The organism is Paeniglutamicibacter antarcticus, assembly GCF_039544305.1.
Classification (GTDB): Bacteria; Actinomycetota; Actinomycetes; order Actinomycetales; family Micrococcaceae; genus Paeniglutamicibacter; species Paeniglutamicibacter antarcticus_C.
This window is the reverse complement of sequence record NZ_BAABLK010000033.1, coordinates 121189-136631: the sequence shown is the minus strand read 5'-3', so window position 1 is coordinate 136631 and position 15443 is coordinate 121189. Positions and strand designations below refer to the sequence as shown.

The following is a 15443-nucleotide window of genomic DNA, read 5'->3' as shown; positions in this document are numbered from 1 at the left end:
GGCTATGGGACCTCCGTGACCAGTAGTTCGCCAAATCCACCCATTATCGGGGCGTTCGTTGCTGATCCTGAAAGGTATACGGCCAGGCCAATGCGGCCCGACTGCTGGAGCGCAGCGGTACTGTCTCCGGCCGTCAATTGCCAAGTGGCGGGTTCGGCGCTTCCTGCTGGGTATACCTTCGCAGACAATTCGCTCGTGTCGGTACCGATCACCTGCAAACGGACCATAATGGGGTCGTCTGGACCGCCCTGGACCTGGCCTATAGTCGTTTCGGGCGTTAACCCGACGACGCTCCCGCCGACGATCCGTTCGAAGGTCGCAGCCACCGCACCGTTGGACAGGGTACGGACTTTCAGCCGGTAGCTACCAACATTCGGGATATCCCGAATGGCGACGTACTGGTACACCCCGCCTCCGGTAGTAGGTTTGTCCAGCTCCAGCTTGATACTGAGGTCGGCTTCACGAATCTCCACTGGCAGGTTCAACCTCGGGCCACTGCCAGAGGTGGCCATTCGGATCAGCCCTTGGCCATCGGAAACAGTGAAGTTTGCCGCGCTTCCCAAGGTGTTCCAGGTCCCGCCTTCGTCAGCGGCACCCCACGCATTGCTGACGCTACGGGCGAAGTCATCCCTGACCAGCACCTGAGGTAATGGTACCTCTGTGACTTGGACCGATTGTTCGAAGCTGGCACTGCCTCCGTCAATGTCGGTGACGGTCAATCGTACCTGGAAGTTGCCCGGTCCGGCATAGCTGTGATTCGCAGTCACCCCGCTGTCCTCGGTGCCGTCTCCGAAATCCCAGCTGTAGCTGGCGATCTCACCGTTGGCATCATTGGAAGCCGAAGCGTCCACCACGATATCCAGGGCATCAACGTCGACCGTGAAGGCGGCCACGGGCAGATCGTTGACAACGGTCAGCTGAACACTCGTGCTGCTTGAAAGAGAGTTGCCGTCCGTCACCGTCAAAGTCACCGTGTAGTCTCCGTCTGCGTCATAACGGTGCTCAGCTTGAGCACCGCTACCTGTTGCGTCATCTCCGAAATCCCATGCGTAGCTCGTGATCGGAGCGTCTCCGGCGGTGCTGGAACTAGCGTCCACGGCTAAGCTCCATCCGGACAGTTCAGTACTGACCCGCGGCGTCGGGCCATCCGCCTGACTAATCGAGACATTCTGGGTAACCGAATTGGTGTTGGTCCCAGCACTGACTGTCAAGGTGATCGAATAGGTTCCCGGCGCAGTATAGGTGTGGCTTGCGTTCATGCCCTCGCCAGTAGTCCCGTCCCCGAAGTCCCAGGCGTACCCGGTGATATCACCGCCAGCCTCAGGAGGTATCGATCCCGAAGCGTCAACGGTCACCTCCTCAGCTTGAACCGAGGCGGTGAAGGCTGCCGTGGGATCCAGCTCCGCAGGATCCTGTACCTGGATTTCCGCGCTCACTGAATGGTTCGCCCCGGCATCATCGGTTACGGTGAGCGTAACTTCGAAGCTACCGCTGGCGGCATAAGCATGAGTGGGCCTTACCCCGCTATCTTGAGTTTCGTCACCAAAGTCCCACTCGTAGGAAACGATCTCACCGTCGATGTCGCTCGACGCACCGGCATCGAAGCTAACCTGCAGCCCTGAAACAACGCTGCCAAAGGCTGCAACCGGAACCGTGTTTGCAATCTGGACGGTGACTTTGCCGGTAGCGGTATGCTCAGCGCCGTGTGCATCGGTTACGACCAAACTGATGGTGTATTCCCCGGCCCCCGCGTACACGTGGTTTGCGGTCACTCCATTGGCAGTGGTTCCGTCTCCGAATTCCCACGCGTATTCAAGATCCTCACCTTCAGGGTCACTTGAATCGCTTCCATCGACGCTTACGTTGAGCCCGTCGGTGGATATCTGCATGGCAGCTTGCGGCGCTGCATTGGCCACGGTGACCTGGGCTTGGGCCTCTCCCGTGTCTCCGTGGTCATCGGTAACCGTCAGAGTCACCGTAAACTCTCCATCCCGGGCGAAAACGTGCGTCGCCGTGTCGCCGCTGACAGTTGGTGTTCCGTCACCGAAGTCCCATTCGTAGGAAGCGATCTGCCCGTCGGCATCTGTGGATTCGGTGCCATCCACTTCAAGCAACAGACCGGTCTGAGAAGTGCTCATCGCCGCAGTAGGTGCTTCGTTCGTTGTCTGCACGGTGATTTGATTGGAGACCTGGCTGCTGGACCCTCGGTCGTCCGTAACCGTCAGAGTCACAGTGAAGGTACCAGCCTCGGCGTACAAGTGCGTTGTACCTTCGGTACTCGTGTCTTGTGAGGAACCGTCACCGAAGTCCCAAGAGTACTCGAGAATGCTCCCATCGGGATCTGTCGAAGCACTGGCGTCGAAGGCAACATCCAGCCCATCGCCGGCACTGGTGAATTCCGCGACCGGGTCTTGGTTGGCGCTACCCACGACCGAATAGTGGTCATTGACTTCGCTCTGGCTCAATGCCCTAGGGTAGACCGCCACTTCGTCGATTTCGCCGTCGAACCACGCTGAACTGGCCCCACCCCAAACCCTGTCTCCGCCAACGCGCCAGAATCCGGTGTACGGTTCGGCCGATGTTTGCGGGTTACTGGCCTGCAATGATCCGTCGACGTACAATTTCATGCCGTCAGCGGAGAGTGAAGCCACGACATGGTGCCAATCACCGTCGTTGTAGCTGGAATCGGTGTCCGCGATGTTCTCTACACCGGTGTATGTGCCGAAGACCAAAGTACCGTCATCGCGCATGAAAACATGTCGGTCATAGCTGGACGATTGGCCACTTGCTGCGTTTCCGAAACCAACAATCTTACCCCCACTTCCGGAGGTGGTTTTGAACCACGCTTCAGTTGAGAAGACACTGGGATTGTTTTGGGCCCCGTTGGCGACAACAACCGCGTCGGCATTTCCGAAACCAAAGGAGCGACCTTGGGTGATGGCTGGATCCTTGTCCAATGCCACCTGCCCGTGGATGGTCCCATCGTTCTTGGCGATGGTTTGATCCTTGGCTACTTGCCCGGATTCCTCGTCGAAACGCCAGTAGAACTGAGGCTGATCCTCGTAAACACTCATACCGTAGGCATCAGCTGGAGGCAACGGGATGTCAGCGGTCCTCCCCGAGGCTTGGAACAGTTCAAGGACCTTTTGGTCACCGAGCGGTTCATCGAAGATCGCGACCTCATCGAGCGTCCCATTGAAGGACGTGCTGCTCGGCTGATTTGGCCAGCCGTTCATGTTGTCTCCGCCGATACGCCAGACCCCTGAATAGTCCTGGCCGCTGGAGACATCGGCGCGCTCAGCGACCTTCAGCCCGTCAACGTAGAGATTCATGCCACCCGGACTAAGTGAGACAACTACTTGGTGCCATTCATTGTCGTTGTAGCTGTTCGATGAACTCACGGTCGCGGCGGATCCGATCCACGTGCCGAAGTGCAGCTTGCCTGAATTGTCCATCCATACGTGGCGGTCATAACTCGACGAATTACCAGTCCGGGCATTGCCGAATCCGATCAGCTTGCCTCCACTGGATGTGTCAGTCTTAAACCATGCCTGCAGTGCGAATGTATTTGGGCCGCTGATGGTTGTTCGGGATGCCAGGTTTTGACCATTGAAGCCGGATGCGTCGTCTCCCTCGATGGCTCCCGACACGGAACGATCAAGATTTGCTGAGGCATCGGCATCAACGAACCCAAGGTTGTCGAATACAACCCTGCCATCGGGCTCATTCAGGGGATAGTATATCTTCGCGCCGGCTTCTTGTAGCGCCTGCTTGAAGGGGCTAACCGGAGTATTGCTGACAGTAATCGGATCCGAGCGTGGACCGATGTAGTTATTGCCCCAGGGATCACTAACCCGGATGCGATAAGTGTGAGTGGAGCCCGCCGCGACAGTGGTGTCCCTGAAACCCAGCGACTGTGGTTTCCACCAGATCGAGGCGGCATCTTGCGAATCAAGTGCTGTGAGCGAATTATCGCGTAGCACTTCGTAAGTCAGCGTCTCATCGTCGTAGTCCCAAGTTGTGGGCCAGGCAATACGAGCAGTGTTGGACCCTTGCGATATCGCTGTCGGTTTGAGGTCAGGGGTGTACTCCGGACGTTGCTTGTTCGGAGATATCTCGCGTTTCGGGAACACTGCCAAGCCTTGTTGGTTGACATTGTTTATACGAGTGAATTCCCCGCCCATCACCAAATAGTCACCATTGTTGTCCATCGCCCAGCCGCCTTGGTATTGGCCGGTGTAGAAGCCGGTATTAACCGATGGGTACCAGTGCAGCAATGTCGGGATTGGCTGGTTTCGCACCAGGGAATTGTTCGATGGACTAGTCTGGTCGATACCGGTGGCAAACGTGGTCTCGGCGAGCGCACGCTTCCAAATCATCGGGTTTTCCTCTGGGAAGCCATTGACAGGAGAACAATCATGGGCATGTGGAGTGGAGTAGAGTACTTCGCCCATGACAGACACGGACGAGGTCGAACCGTAGCAGTTGTCCAGCCAGACTAGATCCCCGGTTTCGTAGTCCGCAGCCCAACGGCCATCGAACCAGTGCCAGCCCATGCCATTATTGGCCGCGTAAATCACTCCGTTTTCCAACTTCAAATCTACTACCCAGGCACGCTGTCCGTCCGAGATCCTTGCCGGTATCGGGGTTGAAGACCAAGTCACTTGGTCGCCGCTATCCTTGTCCACGGCCCCAACGCCGACTTTGGTTTCCCCGTTGATTCGCTGGAATCGACCACCGATGACTACCCGGTCGCTGTTATTAGTGGCAATAATCCCGTGGACGATGTCGTCGACGATTGGGTTCCAGCCCTGCAAGTCTGCCGTTGAGCGGTCGAATTTGGCTAGGTTGCGCCTGGTTTCACTACCGATCGAGTTGAAGGATCCTCCGATATAGACCGCTTCGTTCGTCACAGCAAGAGTTTCCACGTGCCCACCCACGCTCGTTGCGAATCCAGTCAACGCCCCGTTGCTGGCGTTGAAGGACGCGACCTTGCTGCGCGCTTGACCACCGACCCCAGTAAATTGCCCCGCAGTGTAGAAGGCGCTTTCATCCGGGCTAAATTCGATGTCGAGGACCGGGGCATTAAAGTTCGGGTTCCAGGGCAGAATCTGACCAGTGGCGATGTTGAATGACATGCCGTTGTTACGCACGACTTCTCCGGCACCGCCAGCAGCTACTCCGCTAGGCCTAGCGCGGGTGAAGGACCCGACCACGTAGGCAACATTTCCCTTAACACGCAAATCCCAAGCCACTCCGTTGATTTGTGGAGTGGGAATGCTGTCAGCGCTGACTGTCTGAGGAAGATCGGTAGGGATCTCATCGGCAGCCGCCGCAGGTACAAACAACAGGCCGGTCGCGATCATTGACAACGCAGCAATAGGACTTAACACGGTCTTCCAACCGAGCGTTCGACGATTGCTGTTTGGAGGATTGCTGGATTTCATGAGTGATCGTGTTCCTTTAGCGAGTTTGGGACGTTGGCCGTCCCCCTGCCGAGTTCCGTCGACCCCTCGACGGTATCCAGCGCGGATTCTTCTTGATTTAGCAAAGCGCCGACGACGAAGCGCCGAATCGCGTAGCCACCAGCCAGTGCACCTAGTGCAGCGGCCCATGGCACCCAGCGATAGTCACCGCTGATCAGCATCACCCCAACTACCAGGGCGAGAGAAACACTGCAGTCCAGAATCCGGACTACAAAGACGCCACGCGCACGGTCACGCACAGCCGCCAGCAACCCGTACGGTGTGGATAGAGCAACTGCCATGGAGTAGACCAGCCATCCGCTGACTGCCAAGGCCGAGGGCATCATTCCAGTTACGATTGGGCCACCCCAGGGAAGGAGCAGGAGACCGATGGCCATGCATCCGGCGGTGGCGAGCATCAGCCGCCGTACCGCCTTGTCGGTGGACCTCAACTGATCCGCGATCCCAGATTGCGTGCCACGGGCCATGTGGGCAAACAAGTATGAGCAAGTGCCAGCGACCAGCAACATGGCCGGTGCCGCGTAGATCCGTGCTGCCTCGAGAGAACCCGCCGCAGCAAGAGAAACCGCGCCGATCACGATGACGCGGGTCAGCGTCAAAAAGCCAGGGCGAAGCCCTTGCAAGGCCGCCCTCCAGAATCCGTATGAAGCGACCGGTTTCCAAGCGATTGATCCAGATACCGGAAGCCGTTCTGATATCGGGAGGATGAACCAACCCAAAAACATTCCGCAGGACTGGCCACAGATGATGGCGAAAAGGAACGATTCAATACTGGCGTTGCCGGCTAGAATGACAGCGGCAATCACACCGCAAGTCGCAACCATCACCACCAGGTCCATTACAATTATCCTGTAGAAGCCCAGCAGCGCCATGTGGTTGCGGCGCACTAAGTCTTCGCCCACAAAAGTGATGGCCGCCAGTGCGTAGAGCATGGCGCCACCTATGGTGAACTTGAAGCCGATCCAGGTCATTGCGAACCCAGCCAGACCGATAATCAAGGACAGAATAACAAACCAAGCGGCAAGGCCCGCTCGAATCGAAGGATTGTGCCTGTCCAGCACCATCAGCGAATCCCCGATGAATCCTGTGGTGATTCCGGCGGCCAGCACGAAGGCTCCGTAGAGGATCGAAAAAAGACCTAGTGCTTCGATGCCCAGTAGGCGCGCCGCCAACATGGATACGATTAGCGTAGTGGCGGACTGCGTGGCTTGAGCCACCGATGCTGATCCAACTCCAGCCAATCGGCCGAGGAGTTTCCGTTTCGCACTCATTGTGCTTCGATCTTTGCGGACAACACCATGGCTTCATGGCGAGAATCAAGGTCAACGTGCAAGGCAGCTTCCTTGGCACTGTCAGGAACGAGGAAGGCGTATGTCGTGCTCGTCGATTTTCCTGGCGCCAGTATCCCAGTGAAGTCGTAGGCTTCAACTTCACCGTAAAGCGGAAGGGCGACTTCCTCGTCCTTACCGGTCAAGACAGTGATTACTACATTGGACAGGTCTACCTCGGCATTGCTCTGATTGTTCACTTTGATGGCGAACGCAGCGTAACTAGCCCCGGTGAAAAACCCGGGTCCCTCGCTTTTCACAACGCCCTGTGAACTTACCTTTGCGGAAACAGTCAGTCCATCGTCGTAAGCACCTGCAGCGCGGTCCTTCGCCAGTTTGCTAGCGATCCGTCCATCGGCTGGCACACTCTGACCAGGACGCTCTATCTGCTCAACACCGTTCTTGCCCGCCTCGTAGGCTACTCCTCCATAGGAAGGGGATTCACTAGGCTCATAAGACGGGCCTTCAGTAGGTGCGACGCTTACCGCAGGCTGCTCGGCCGCGTCTTTCGGTGCTTTAGTGGCTACGGCTGGAGCCTCTGTGGTGTCTTTCTCCTGCATCTGCGCTTCGGAAGGCGATTCTGTCGGCATCGTCGGGGCGATCAGTAATTCGCTGTTCGAGGCTTGCTGTTCGCCGCTGAGCGTCGACTCTCCAGGCGTTCCTGACGGCTCGGAACAAGCAGTCAAGCCCAAAAGCGCTATCCCAAGAAGTGCGCACCATCGAGTTGTTGGCTTAGCCAATTTGCGGAGAAAGGAGCCGGCGACAGCTGGGGGGCTAGCCGTAGTAGTGCGCGACTGGCATGCCGCCGGCTCCGCTTGTAGCGCCCATATCATTCCCGATCCGGAGACTTTTCCAGATCGTTCCCGGGAATGGGCAAGTTTATGAGTGACCGTGCGGGCTTCATCGCTATGGCGCTCCGCCGTCGGAGTGCTCCTCCGCAGTTGACGCTGTGATGCTAACGACACGAGTGATCCCCCAGAATCTATTGTTGTCCCCAATCTGTACTCTAGAGGCACCTAGACAGTGCAAGCACGAGTAGCCAGTACCTAATGGTCTCGAGAACTACTCATGTTCCGACGTTTCTCTCCCGAGAATCCGGTATTTCGCTCACGAAAAACGTTGCAGTCTTTCTTTTCACGAATTCTCTTGACTGGTTACCCGAAGTCACCACGGGTGAATTCAAGTCTGTGCATTGGTGCCTATTCGCTCTGGTTGTAGGCGCTGCGGAAGAGCATGCCAAATATCGGAGGTGCAGGCTTTCACTCTGACTGGAACCACGTGCACTCAATACCTTCTCCCGATATTCACGTGGCGACGTTCCTGCACAGGTGCACCATTGCCTGTCAGGCTTACCAGCACAAGCGGCTGCTGAAGCGGTGGCTCCCGCACCCCTCTATCCAGTAGGCCATCAGGTGAAGGAATTCAGAAAGGGTCGTTCGCTCCAGCCCGTATCGCCGGATGGGGAGCTAAAGCCGGGGGTCAGGCAGTATCGGCCTGAGTAGATTCAGCCCGTCGACTCTCAAGTCATTGGTCGGCGAGACACCGCGGTAGAGGGTTTGGCGACTAAGGCCCCGCTCGGCGCACAGTACGCTGGCGATCGTCTTTCCTGCGCCGCGGTGTCCATGGCCAACGATGGTAAACGCGGAGATCGAAGCACGCTCGGGCTCCGCCGGGGCCGTTAGCATCCCGAGGCGTGCTTGCCCGACGCGGTGGTGGTGTCGACGGCATCACCACCGCCGGCCCGGACCTTGAACTGACTCCGCCGCCTCGTTAAGTGACATCGCTTGGCATTTGCCAGGCGCCGCAAATTCCGACCTAGTTTGCCAGGTTTACCTCGCGATGCAGGTGGGCGCCCTACAGCCCGCCTTCTTCCGACCCGGCGTTTAAACGATGAGCAAGGCATGGGGGTGCGCTATGAAGGTTCTCCACACCGCTGCGAGCTCATCGAAATGCTGGCCGTGGCAGTCTTCCACGGGCATCGAAAAGGCTCAGCTCTCGAGTACGAGGAGGCGGCTCGCATTTGCAAAAGCTGGCCGCGCATACGCCTTTTGTTCGTATTGCAGATGGCGCCGCCAGACAAGGCATCCGCAGTCCGATGAGTCCTTCCCCGAATCTTGGAAGCCCGATACCTTCGATTTCTGAAAATGACAAACATCACTACCTGGTTGGTCGTCATATGAATCCGGGGCTAGAGACCGCGCCCCGACGGGGGCCAACAAGGTCGCGAAGCGTGTCATGGAACCTAACGCACGGTCTGCCAAGAACACTCCTCAGCAGTCGCCCGGCGTGGATCATCCAAGTCACCTGGACCTCACCCAGCTTTGCCGTGGGGTGTCAGTGGCCCCTGCTACTGCCCCATGATCTCCGCGGCTTCCATCCAGTTCATTTCTAGTTCTTCCTTTTGGCTTTCAGCATCTTGCAAAGTCGCGTTGAACTTGGCGACGGCGTCGATTTCCATCTTTTCGGATGCCTCGGCGATCTGGATATGTAGCTTGGCAATCTTGGTTTCCAGCTTGCCCACCTGGCGCTCAACGCGGTTCAGCTCTTTCTTGGCCTCTCGCTTTTCCGCCGCGCTGGGGCCATCAGCCTGCGGCGTTCCTGCTGGGCCGGACTTGTCCGTGGGTGCACCGGTGTTCCCGCTCGGGTCCACCCCCGAGCGTAACTCCAGGTACTGGTCCACGCCGCCGGGCAGTCCACGGATCTTGCCGTCGCCCAGCAGGGCGATCTGGTGGTCGGTGACGCGTTCGAGCAGATAGCGGTCGTGCGACACCACCACCAGGGTTCCTGGCCATCCATCCAGCATGTCTTCGATGGCGGCGAGGGTATCGGTATCAAGGTCGTTTGTGGGCTCATCGAGCATCAGGACGTTGGGTTCGCCAATGAGCAGGCGCAGCAGCTGCAGCCGGCGGCGCTCACCACCGGAGAGTTCTTTCACCGGGGTCCACTGTTTGTCGGTGCCGAATCCAAGCTGCTCCGCCAGCTGCCCGGCGGAGACTTCCTTGCCGCCGACGTCGAAGGACATGCGCTCGGACTTGATGACCTCCAGAAGTCTCATCTCGGAGACTTCCTCGAGCTCGGTAACTTCCTGGGTGAGGATCGCGGTCTTCACCGTCTTGCCCCGCTTGATCACGCCGCTGGAGGGCTCTATATCGCCGTTGAGAAGGCGCAGCAGGGTGGATTTGCCCGAGCCGTTGACACCCACGATGCCCACGCGTTCTCCCGGGGCCAGCCGCAGGGTGATGTTGTTGAACAGTGGCTTGTCCGTGCCGAAGTCCAGGGATACATGCTCCAGGTCAAGGACGTCCTTGCCCTGGCGGGCGGTCGCCATCTTGTTCAGTTCCACGGTGTCGCGGGCTACAGGTACATCGGCAATCAGCGTGTTGGCTGCCTCGATGCGGAACTTGGGCTTGGCGGTACGGGCCGGAGCACCGCGACGCAGCCACGCAAGTTCCTTCTTCACCAGCTGCTGGCGCTTGTTTTCCACCACGGATGCCGTTTTGTCGCGCTCCGCGCGGGCGAGAACGTACGCGGCGTAGCCGCCCTCGAACGCGTCGACGGTCCCGTCGTGGATCTCCCAGGTGCTGGTACAAATCTCGTCCAGGAACCACCGGTCGTGGGTGACCACGAGCAGGCCGTTGGCGTTGGCGCGCCAGCGGTTCTTCAGGTGCTTGGCAAGCCATGCGACCCCTTCCACGTCCAGGTGGTTGGTGGGCTCATCGAGCATGATCACCTCATGGTCGCCGATCAGCAGCTTGGCCAGGGCGACGCGTCGCTTCTGGCCGCCGGAGAGCGATGAGACCTCTGCGTGCCAGTCGACCTCTCCGACCAATCCACCCATGACCTCGCGGACCAGCGGGTTGGCGGCCCACTCGTGGTCGGCTGCCTCGCCGACAATGGCTTCGCCGACGGTGAGTTGCCCGTCGAGCACGTCACTCTGGTCAAGGTAGGCCACCCGGACGTCTCCTCGCTTGGTCACCCGTCCCTCATCGGGGGTGATGCGCCCGGCCAGCAACCGCATGAGCGTCGATTTACCGTCGCCATTGCGTCCGACCATGCCGATGCGGTCTCCGTCCTCGAGTCCCAGGGAGAGCGAGTCAAGGACGGTACGGGTGCCGAAGGACATGGAAACGGTCTCGGCGCCGAGCAGGTGGGCCACGGTGGGTTGCTCCTTAGAGTTGAGGGGAAATGATGACGGCGGGCAGGATACTGGCGCCGGGGACCGGGCCATGGACGGGCAAGGTCGCCACGCCCGCCTCGTCGGAAAGCTGGGTGATGATTTGTGCGCTGTGGTCCTGGTTGCGTGCAAGTAGCGCCAGGGTGGGCCCGGATCCTGAGACCAGGGCATGCAGTGCCCCAGCTGCTTCGCCGAGGTCGCGCACCACCCCGAGTTCCGGAGCCAGCGCCAGTGCTGCCCGGGTCATGTCGTTGACCAGCAACGGTGCCAGTGTCTCCAGTTCACCGTCAAGCAGCGCCCCGATCATGGCCGGGTCGACTTCGGTGGGAGTGGAAACTTCCTCATTGGCGCGCAACCTATCGAGCATGCCATAGACCCGAGGAGTGGACAGCCCGTAGGAGGCGGGCACCAGCACCCAGTCGGTGCGGGTGCGCAGCAACAAGGGGGCAAGCTCGTCTCCGACACCCAGGCCCACGGCCGCGCCTCCGTGCATTGCAAAGGGAACGTCCGCCCCCAGGCGTGCGCCGAGGCGGGAGAGCTCCTCGCGGGTCAGCCCTGTGCCCCAGAGCGCGTTGCAGGCCACCAGAGTGGCGGCTGCATCTGCCGACCCCCCGCCCATTCCGCCGGCGATCGGCACCCGCTTGGTGATGCACAAATCGACACCCGCGTAGTGCCCGGTGTACTCGCGCAGCATGGTTGCGGCCTTGACCACCAGGTTTTCCGGTCCCAGAGGGAAAGACTCGGGATCAGACACCGCGGTGGAATCCGGGTGCAACGAAACATGGATTTCCTGATCGGTGCGTGCGGTGGCCGAGACGTCCTCGTAGAGCGAGACCGCCATGTACAGGCTGGCCACCGAGTGGTACCCGTCCGCCCGTGGCGGTCCGACCTTGAAATAGCAGTTGATTTTCCCCGGGGCGCGGGCAACAACGGATTGGGTCATGGTGTTCCGGGTTCCGTATCAACCTTGGCCTCGGCGATTGCGGCGAACTGCGCGATGTCGAGCTTCTCCCCGCGGGTCTGCGGGTCGATGCCTGCACCGCGCAGAGCCGCCTCGGCCAGTACAGGGGATCCGGCCCAACCTGCCAAGGCGGCTCGCAGCGTCTTGCGTCGCTGGGCGAACGCGGCGTCGATGACGGCGAAGACCTCTTGGCGAGTTGCGGTGGTTTCGGGCGGGTTGCCTCGTTCGAAGCGCACCAACCCGGAGTTGATCTTGGGGGCGGGCCAGAAAACGTTCATGCCGATGACCCCGGCCTTGCGCATGGACCCGTACCAGGCGCCCTTCACCGAAGGGACGCCATAGGTCTTGTTGCCCGGGCCCGCGACCATGCGGTCCGCAACTTCGTCCTGGACCATGACCAGGCCGTGCTGCAGCGAGGGAAAATGCTCGAGCAGGTGCAGCACTACGGGCACTGCGACGTTGTAGGGCAGGTTGGCCACCAGCGCGGTGGGCTGGTGCTCAAGCTCGGTGACCTTCAGCGCATCGGAAAGGAGCACCGTAAGGTTTGGCGCCTTCCCGGGGCGGAACTGGGCAACGGTCTGCGGCAGGCGGGCAGCGAGCTTCGGATCGATTTCCACGGCGACGACCCTTGCAGCGGCGTCGAGCAGGCCGAGGGTCAGTGAGCCGAGGCCCGGCCCGACCTCGAGCACTGTCTCGGCCGGATCCAGCTTGGCCGAGGCCACGATGCGCCGGATAGTGTTTCCGTCGATGACGAAGTTCTGCCCCAGGGTCTTGGTGGGGCGCACGTCAAGCTCACCGGCAAGGCGGCGAATTTCGGTGGCACCAAGCAGCGGTGGCGGAGTCGATTCTACGGAAGTCACGTTCCAATCTTAGTTCAGTGCCCGTGGCCCACGAACCGTAGGCCATCGCTGTGCTCATGGCGCGGAGCCAAGCGCCGGATAACGAAAGATGGGTCCCGCCGCGTTGGCGAAACCCACCGTTCATCGTGAAGTCATGTGCATCCGGGTATCTGGCCTGCTGGCCCGGAGCCCTCGGCCTAGCGCAGGCCGAGCTTCCGGGAGCACGCCGGCCAGTGGCCCCAGCCGCCGCCGCCGCGCAGCACCTCGGCCGTGGCAATCTGCTCGCCGGGTGTTGCCTGGTGAGGCAATGCGGCGTACTTGGTGCCGCCGGCACCGCGCCAACTGCTGGCGGAGAACTGCAGGCCGCCGTAGTAGCCGTTGCCCGAGTTGATCGACCAGTTGCCGCCGGATTCGCACTTGGCCAGTGCGGCCCAGGCGCCCGAAACGTTCGTCGGGGTCTTGGTGGTCTTGGACTTCGAGTCGGATTTCGACTTGGCCTTCGAGGTGTTCTCCGGTGCTGCCTTGGGCTTCGGTTTGGCCTTGGTACCCACGGAGACCTCGGCCTCGACTGCCTTGGTGGTGATCTTGTTGCTGGCCAGTTCCCGCTTGGTTTCCTTGCCGTCGCGCAGCGTCACGGTGTAGATGAGGGTGCGTTCCCCGTTCTTGCCCTTGGTCACGGTCTTCTTCTTGCCGACCAGTTCCTTGGAATCCTTGACGGTTTCGGTGCCATGGGCGACGACCTTGGTCTCGGTTTCGGTCTTGGTCTCGACACGGACGATCTTCAGCAACATGTCATCGGTGATTGCATCCGAGGCCTTGGCATTGAGTTCGTCGTCCTTGCCCACCGTGAGCTTGGCTTCCTTCAACACCGCGCCGACCGTATCCACGGTGGTGTCCAGCTTCTCCGTCTTGCCGTCAACCTTGATCGATACGTTCTTGGGAGTGGAAATATCGATCGGGGTGGACAGCGCAGCCAGCGTCAGGGCCGGCCCCTGCTCGATCTGTGCCTTGTCCGAAAGCTCCAACTGCTCCAGCACATCGGCAACGGTCATCCCGGTGGTGTGGACCACGCGGTCAACGCCGTCGATGCTCACGTTGACTTCCTTGTGTCGCTTGATGTCGATGGCTTCGCCATCGGCGATCTGCGTATCCAGTGCCGGGGTGATCTTGTCGCGGTCGCCCACGGGGATCGATGCGTCCTCCAGTGCTTCGGCCACGGTGGCCGCGCGGGTGGAGACGGACTGGTTTTGACCGTCAACGGCCACGGCAATTGTCTTACCGCCAGCGACGAACATCACCAGGCCGAGGATCAACGCGGTTAAAACGGCTGCTTGCGCGCCGACTTTTACCCAGCGACTCTTCAAGGCATTCTGCACAGGATTCCAAACTTAAGATTCAAAACCCGGGCACGGGGGAACAAGTGCGACACGGCTTTGGGCTGCAGATCCCGATTGGAACCAAGCCCAGCCCTCCGTGTGCCCATTGATTGGTGCGAGCACGATCCGATTCTTTTCATCTGTCGAAGGCGCAGTGCGCGGATTGAACCAGCGTCACAGGCAGAAGCGAATGCACCCGGGAACCTTCCCCGATCCCGGCTACTAGAAATCAACCGTAACCGAATCGTAATACGCCCGCAAGCGCTCCGTTCCTGGTGGGGTCACGAGCTTGGTTGGAAATCCCCGTAGACCCTGCGCGTGTTTGCGGCCAGCGTGCGGCAGTATTCCTCAAGATCCGCACCCATTGTTTGGGCCATGAACCGCACGGTCGCCGGGATCAGGTAGCTGGCATTGGGCCTGCCGCGATATGGGTGCGGGGTGAGGAACGGGGCATCGGTCTCAACAAGGACTAATTCGGGTCTGGCCACCTGCAATGCTTCGCGCAGGTCGAGCGAGTTCTTGAATGTCACGGTCCCGGAGAAGGAGATGTACCAGCCGTTTTCGTTGCAGATTTCCGCCAGCCGCGCATCGCCTGAGAAGCAGTGGAAGACCACCAGATCGGGGAGCTCTTCATCCTCAAGGACCCGAACGACATCGAGATGTGCGTCACGATCGTGGATTTGGAGGGCTTTGGCGTGCGTGCGGGCGATCCGGATGTGCTCACGGAAGGAGTGTTCCTGGGCTGGACGGCCCGGCTCCTTGGTGCGGTAATAGTCGAGTCCGGTTTCACCGATCGCACGCACCCGCTCTTCGGAAGCCAGCTGCTCAATCCGTTCGATCGCGGCCTCCAGGTCCCCTGATTCTGCCAGGCGCGCCGCATCGTTGGGATGGATTGCCACGGCGGCCAGCACGCGGGCATCTTCGTTGGCGGCGCGCACGGCGAATTCGGAGGATTCCACGTCGCACCCGACCTGGATGACCCCAGGAACGCCCACTGCGTTGGCCGCATCGAGAGCCTGCCCAACGCTGACGTGCACGGAGCCGTCTCGGAAATCCATGTGGGTGTGGTTATCCGGCACACCGAAGGGCAACGGCTCGGGTGCCGGAGGGTAGGAGAGGTTGCGCTTGCGCCCGGAGTCGTCTGTGCTGCTGCGACGCAACGCCTCCTCATCCTGCCTCTGGCGGGCCTGGGAGTAGGCCTGCGGCACACCCATTGTTTGTCCGACCCGCTGGTGCTCATTTGACGTTGGCATGGGTTCGGCGTCCTTTTCGGTAGTCC

Annotated in this window: 8 protein-coding genes; all 8 read right to left on the bottom strand. The window is 60.1% G+C overall.

The window, feature by feature from the left end:
* Positions 1 to 2: 2 nt before the first annotated feature.
* The 8 genes from ABEA12_RS11405 to ABEA12_RS11370 all read right to left on the bottom strand — a co-directional run bounded on the left by ABEA12_RS11405 (position 3) and on the right by ABEA12_RS11370 (position 15417).
* Positions 3 to 5447 (bottom strand): LamG domain-containing protein, encoded by a 5445-nt coding sequence (locus ABEA12_RS11405; protein ID WP_210101698.1) that lies wholly within the window; start codon positions 5445 to 5447, stop codon positions 3 to 5.
* Positions 5444 to 6703: a polysaccharide biosynthesis protein gene (locus ABEA12_RS11400; protein WP_210101699.1), complete on the bottom strand. Its 1260-nt coding sequence runs from the start codon at positions 6701 to 6703 to the stop codon at positions 5444 to 5446. The genes ABEA12_RS11405 and ABEA12_RS11400 overlap by 4 nt, the downstream gene beginning before the upstream one ends.
* A gap of 50 nt (positions 6704 to 6753) precedes the next feature.
* Positions 6754 to 7500 carry a hypothetical protein gene (locus tag ABEA12_RS11395; protein ID WP_345468227.1) on the bottom strand — a complete coding sequence of 249 codons (747 nt, stop codon included), beginning with the start codon at positions 7498 to 7500 and terminating at the stop codon, positions 6754 to 6756.
* 1661 nt (positions 7501 to 9161) lie between these two features.
* Positions 9162 to 10970, bottom strand: coding sequence for an ABC-F family ATP-binding cassette domain-containing protein (locus tag ABEA12_RS11390; RefSeq protein ID WP_210101701.1), 1809 nt, complete (start codon positions 10968 to 10970; stop codon positions 9162 to 9164).
* Positions 10971 to 10983: 13 nt separating this feature from the next.
* Positions 10984 to 11931, bottom strand: coding sequence for a 4-(cytidine 5'-diphospho)-2-C-methyl-D-erythritol kinase (locus ABEA12_RS11385; RefSeq protein ID WP_210101702.1), 948 nt, complete (start codon positions 11929 to 11931; stop codon positions 10984 to 10986).
* A complete protein-coding gene (gene rsmA, locus ABEA12_RS11380; RefSeq protein ID WP_210101703.1) occupies positions 11928 to 12809 on the bottom strand; it encodes a 16S rRNA (adenine(1518)-N(6)/adenine(1519)-N(6))-dimethyltransferase RsmA in 882 nt (293 codons plus the stop codon). Before rsmA ends, ABEA12_RS11385 begins: the two co-directional genes overlap by 4 nt.
* A gap of 176 nt (positions 12810 to 12985) precedes the next feature.
* A complete protein-coding gene (locus ABEA12_RS11375) occupies positions 12986 to 14164 on the bottom strand; it encodes a resuscitation-promoting factor (protein WP_345468222.1) in 1179 nt (392 codons plus the stop codon).
* A gap of 281 nt (positions 14165 to 14445) precedes the next feature.
* Entirely contained in the window at positions 14446 to 15417 is a 972-nt protein-coding gene (locus ABEA12_RS11370; RefSeq protein ID WP_210101704.1) for a TatD family hydrolase, read from the bottom strand.
* Positions 15418 to 15443 lie beyond the last annotated feature (26 nt).

Excerpts from the sequence above, each read along its gene's own strand:
- ABEA12_RS11405 (WP_210101698.1), bottom strand. The coding sequence starts at position 5,447 with ATGAAATCCAGCAATCCTCCAAACAGCAATCGTCGAACGCTCGGTTGG.
- ABEA12_RS11385 (WP_210101702.1), bottom strand. The coding sequence starts at position 11,931 with ATGACCCAATCCGTTGTTGCCCGCGCCCCGGGGAAAATCAACTGCTAT.
- ABEA12_RS11370 (WP_210101704.1), bottom strand. The coding sequence starts at position 15,417 with ATGCCAACGTCAAATGAGCACCAGCGGGTCGGACAAACAATGGGTGTG.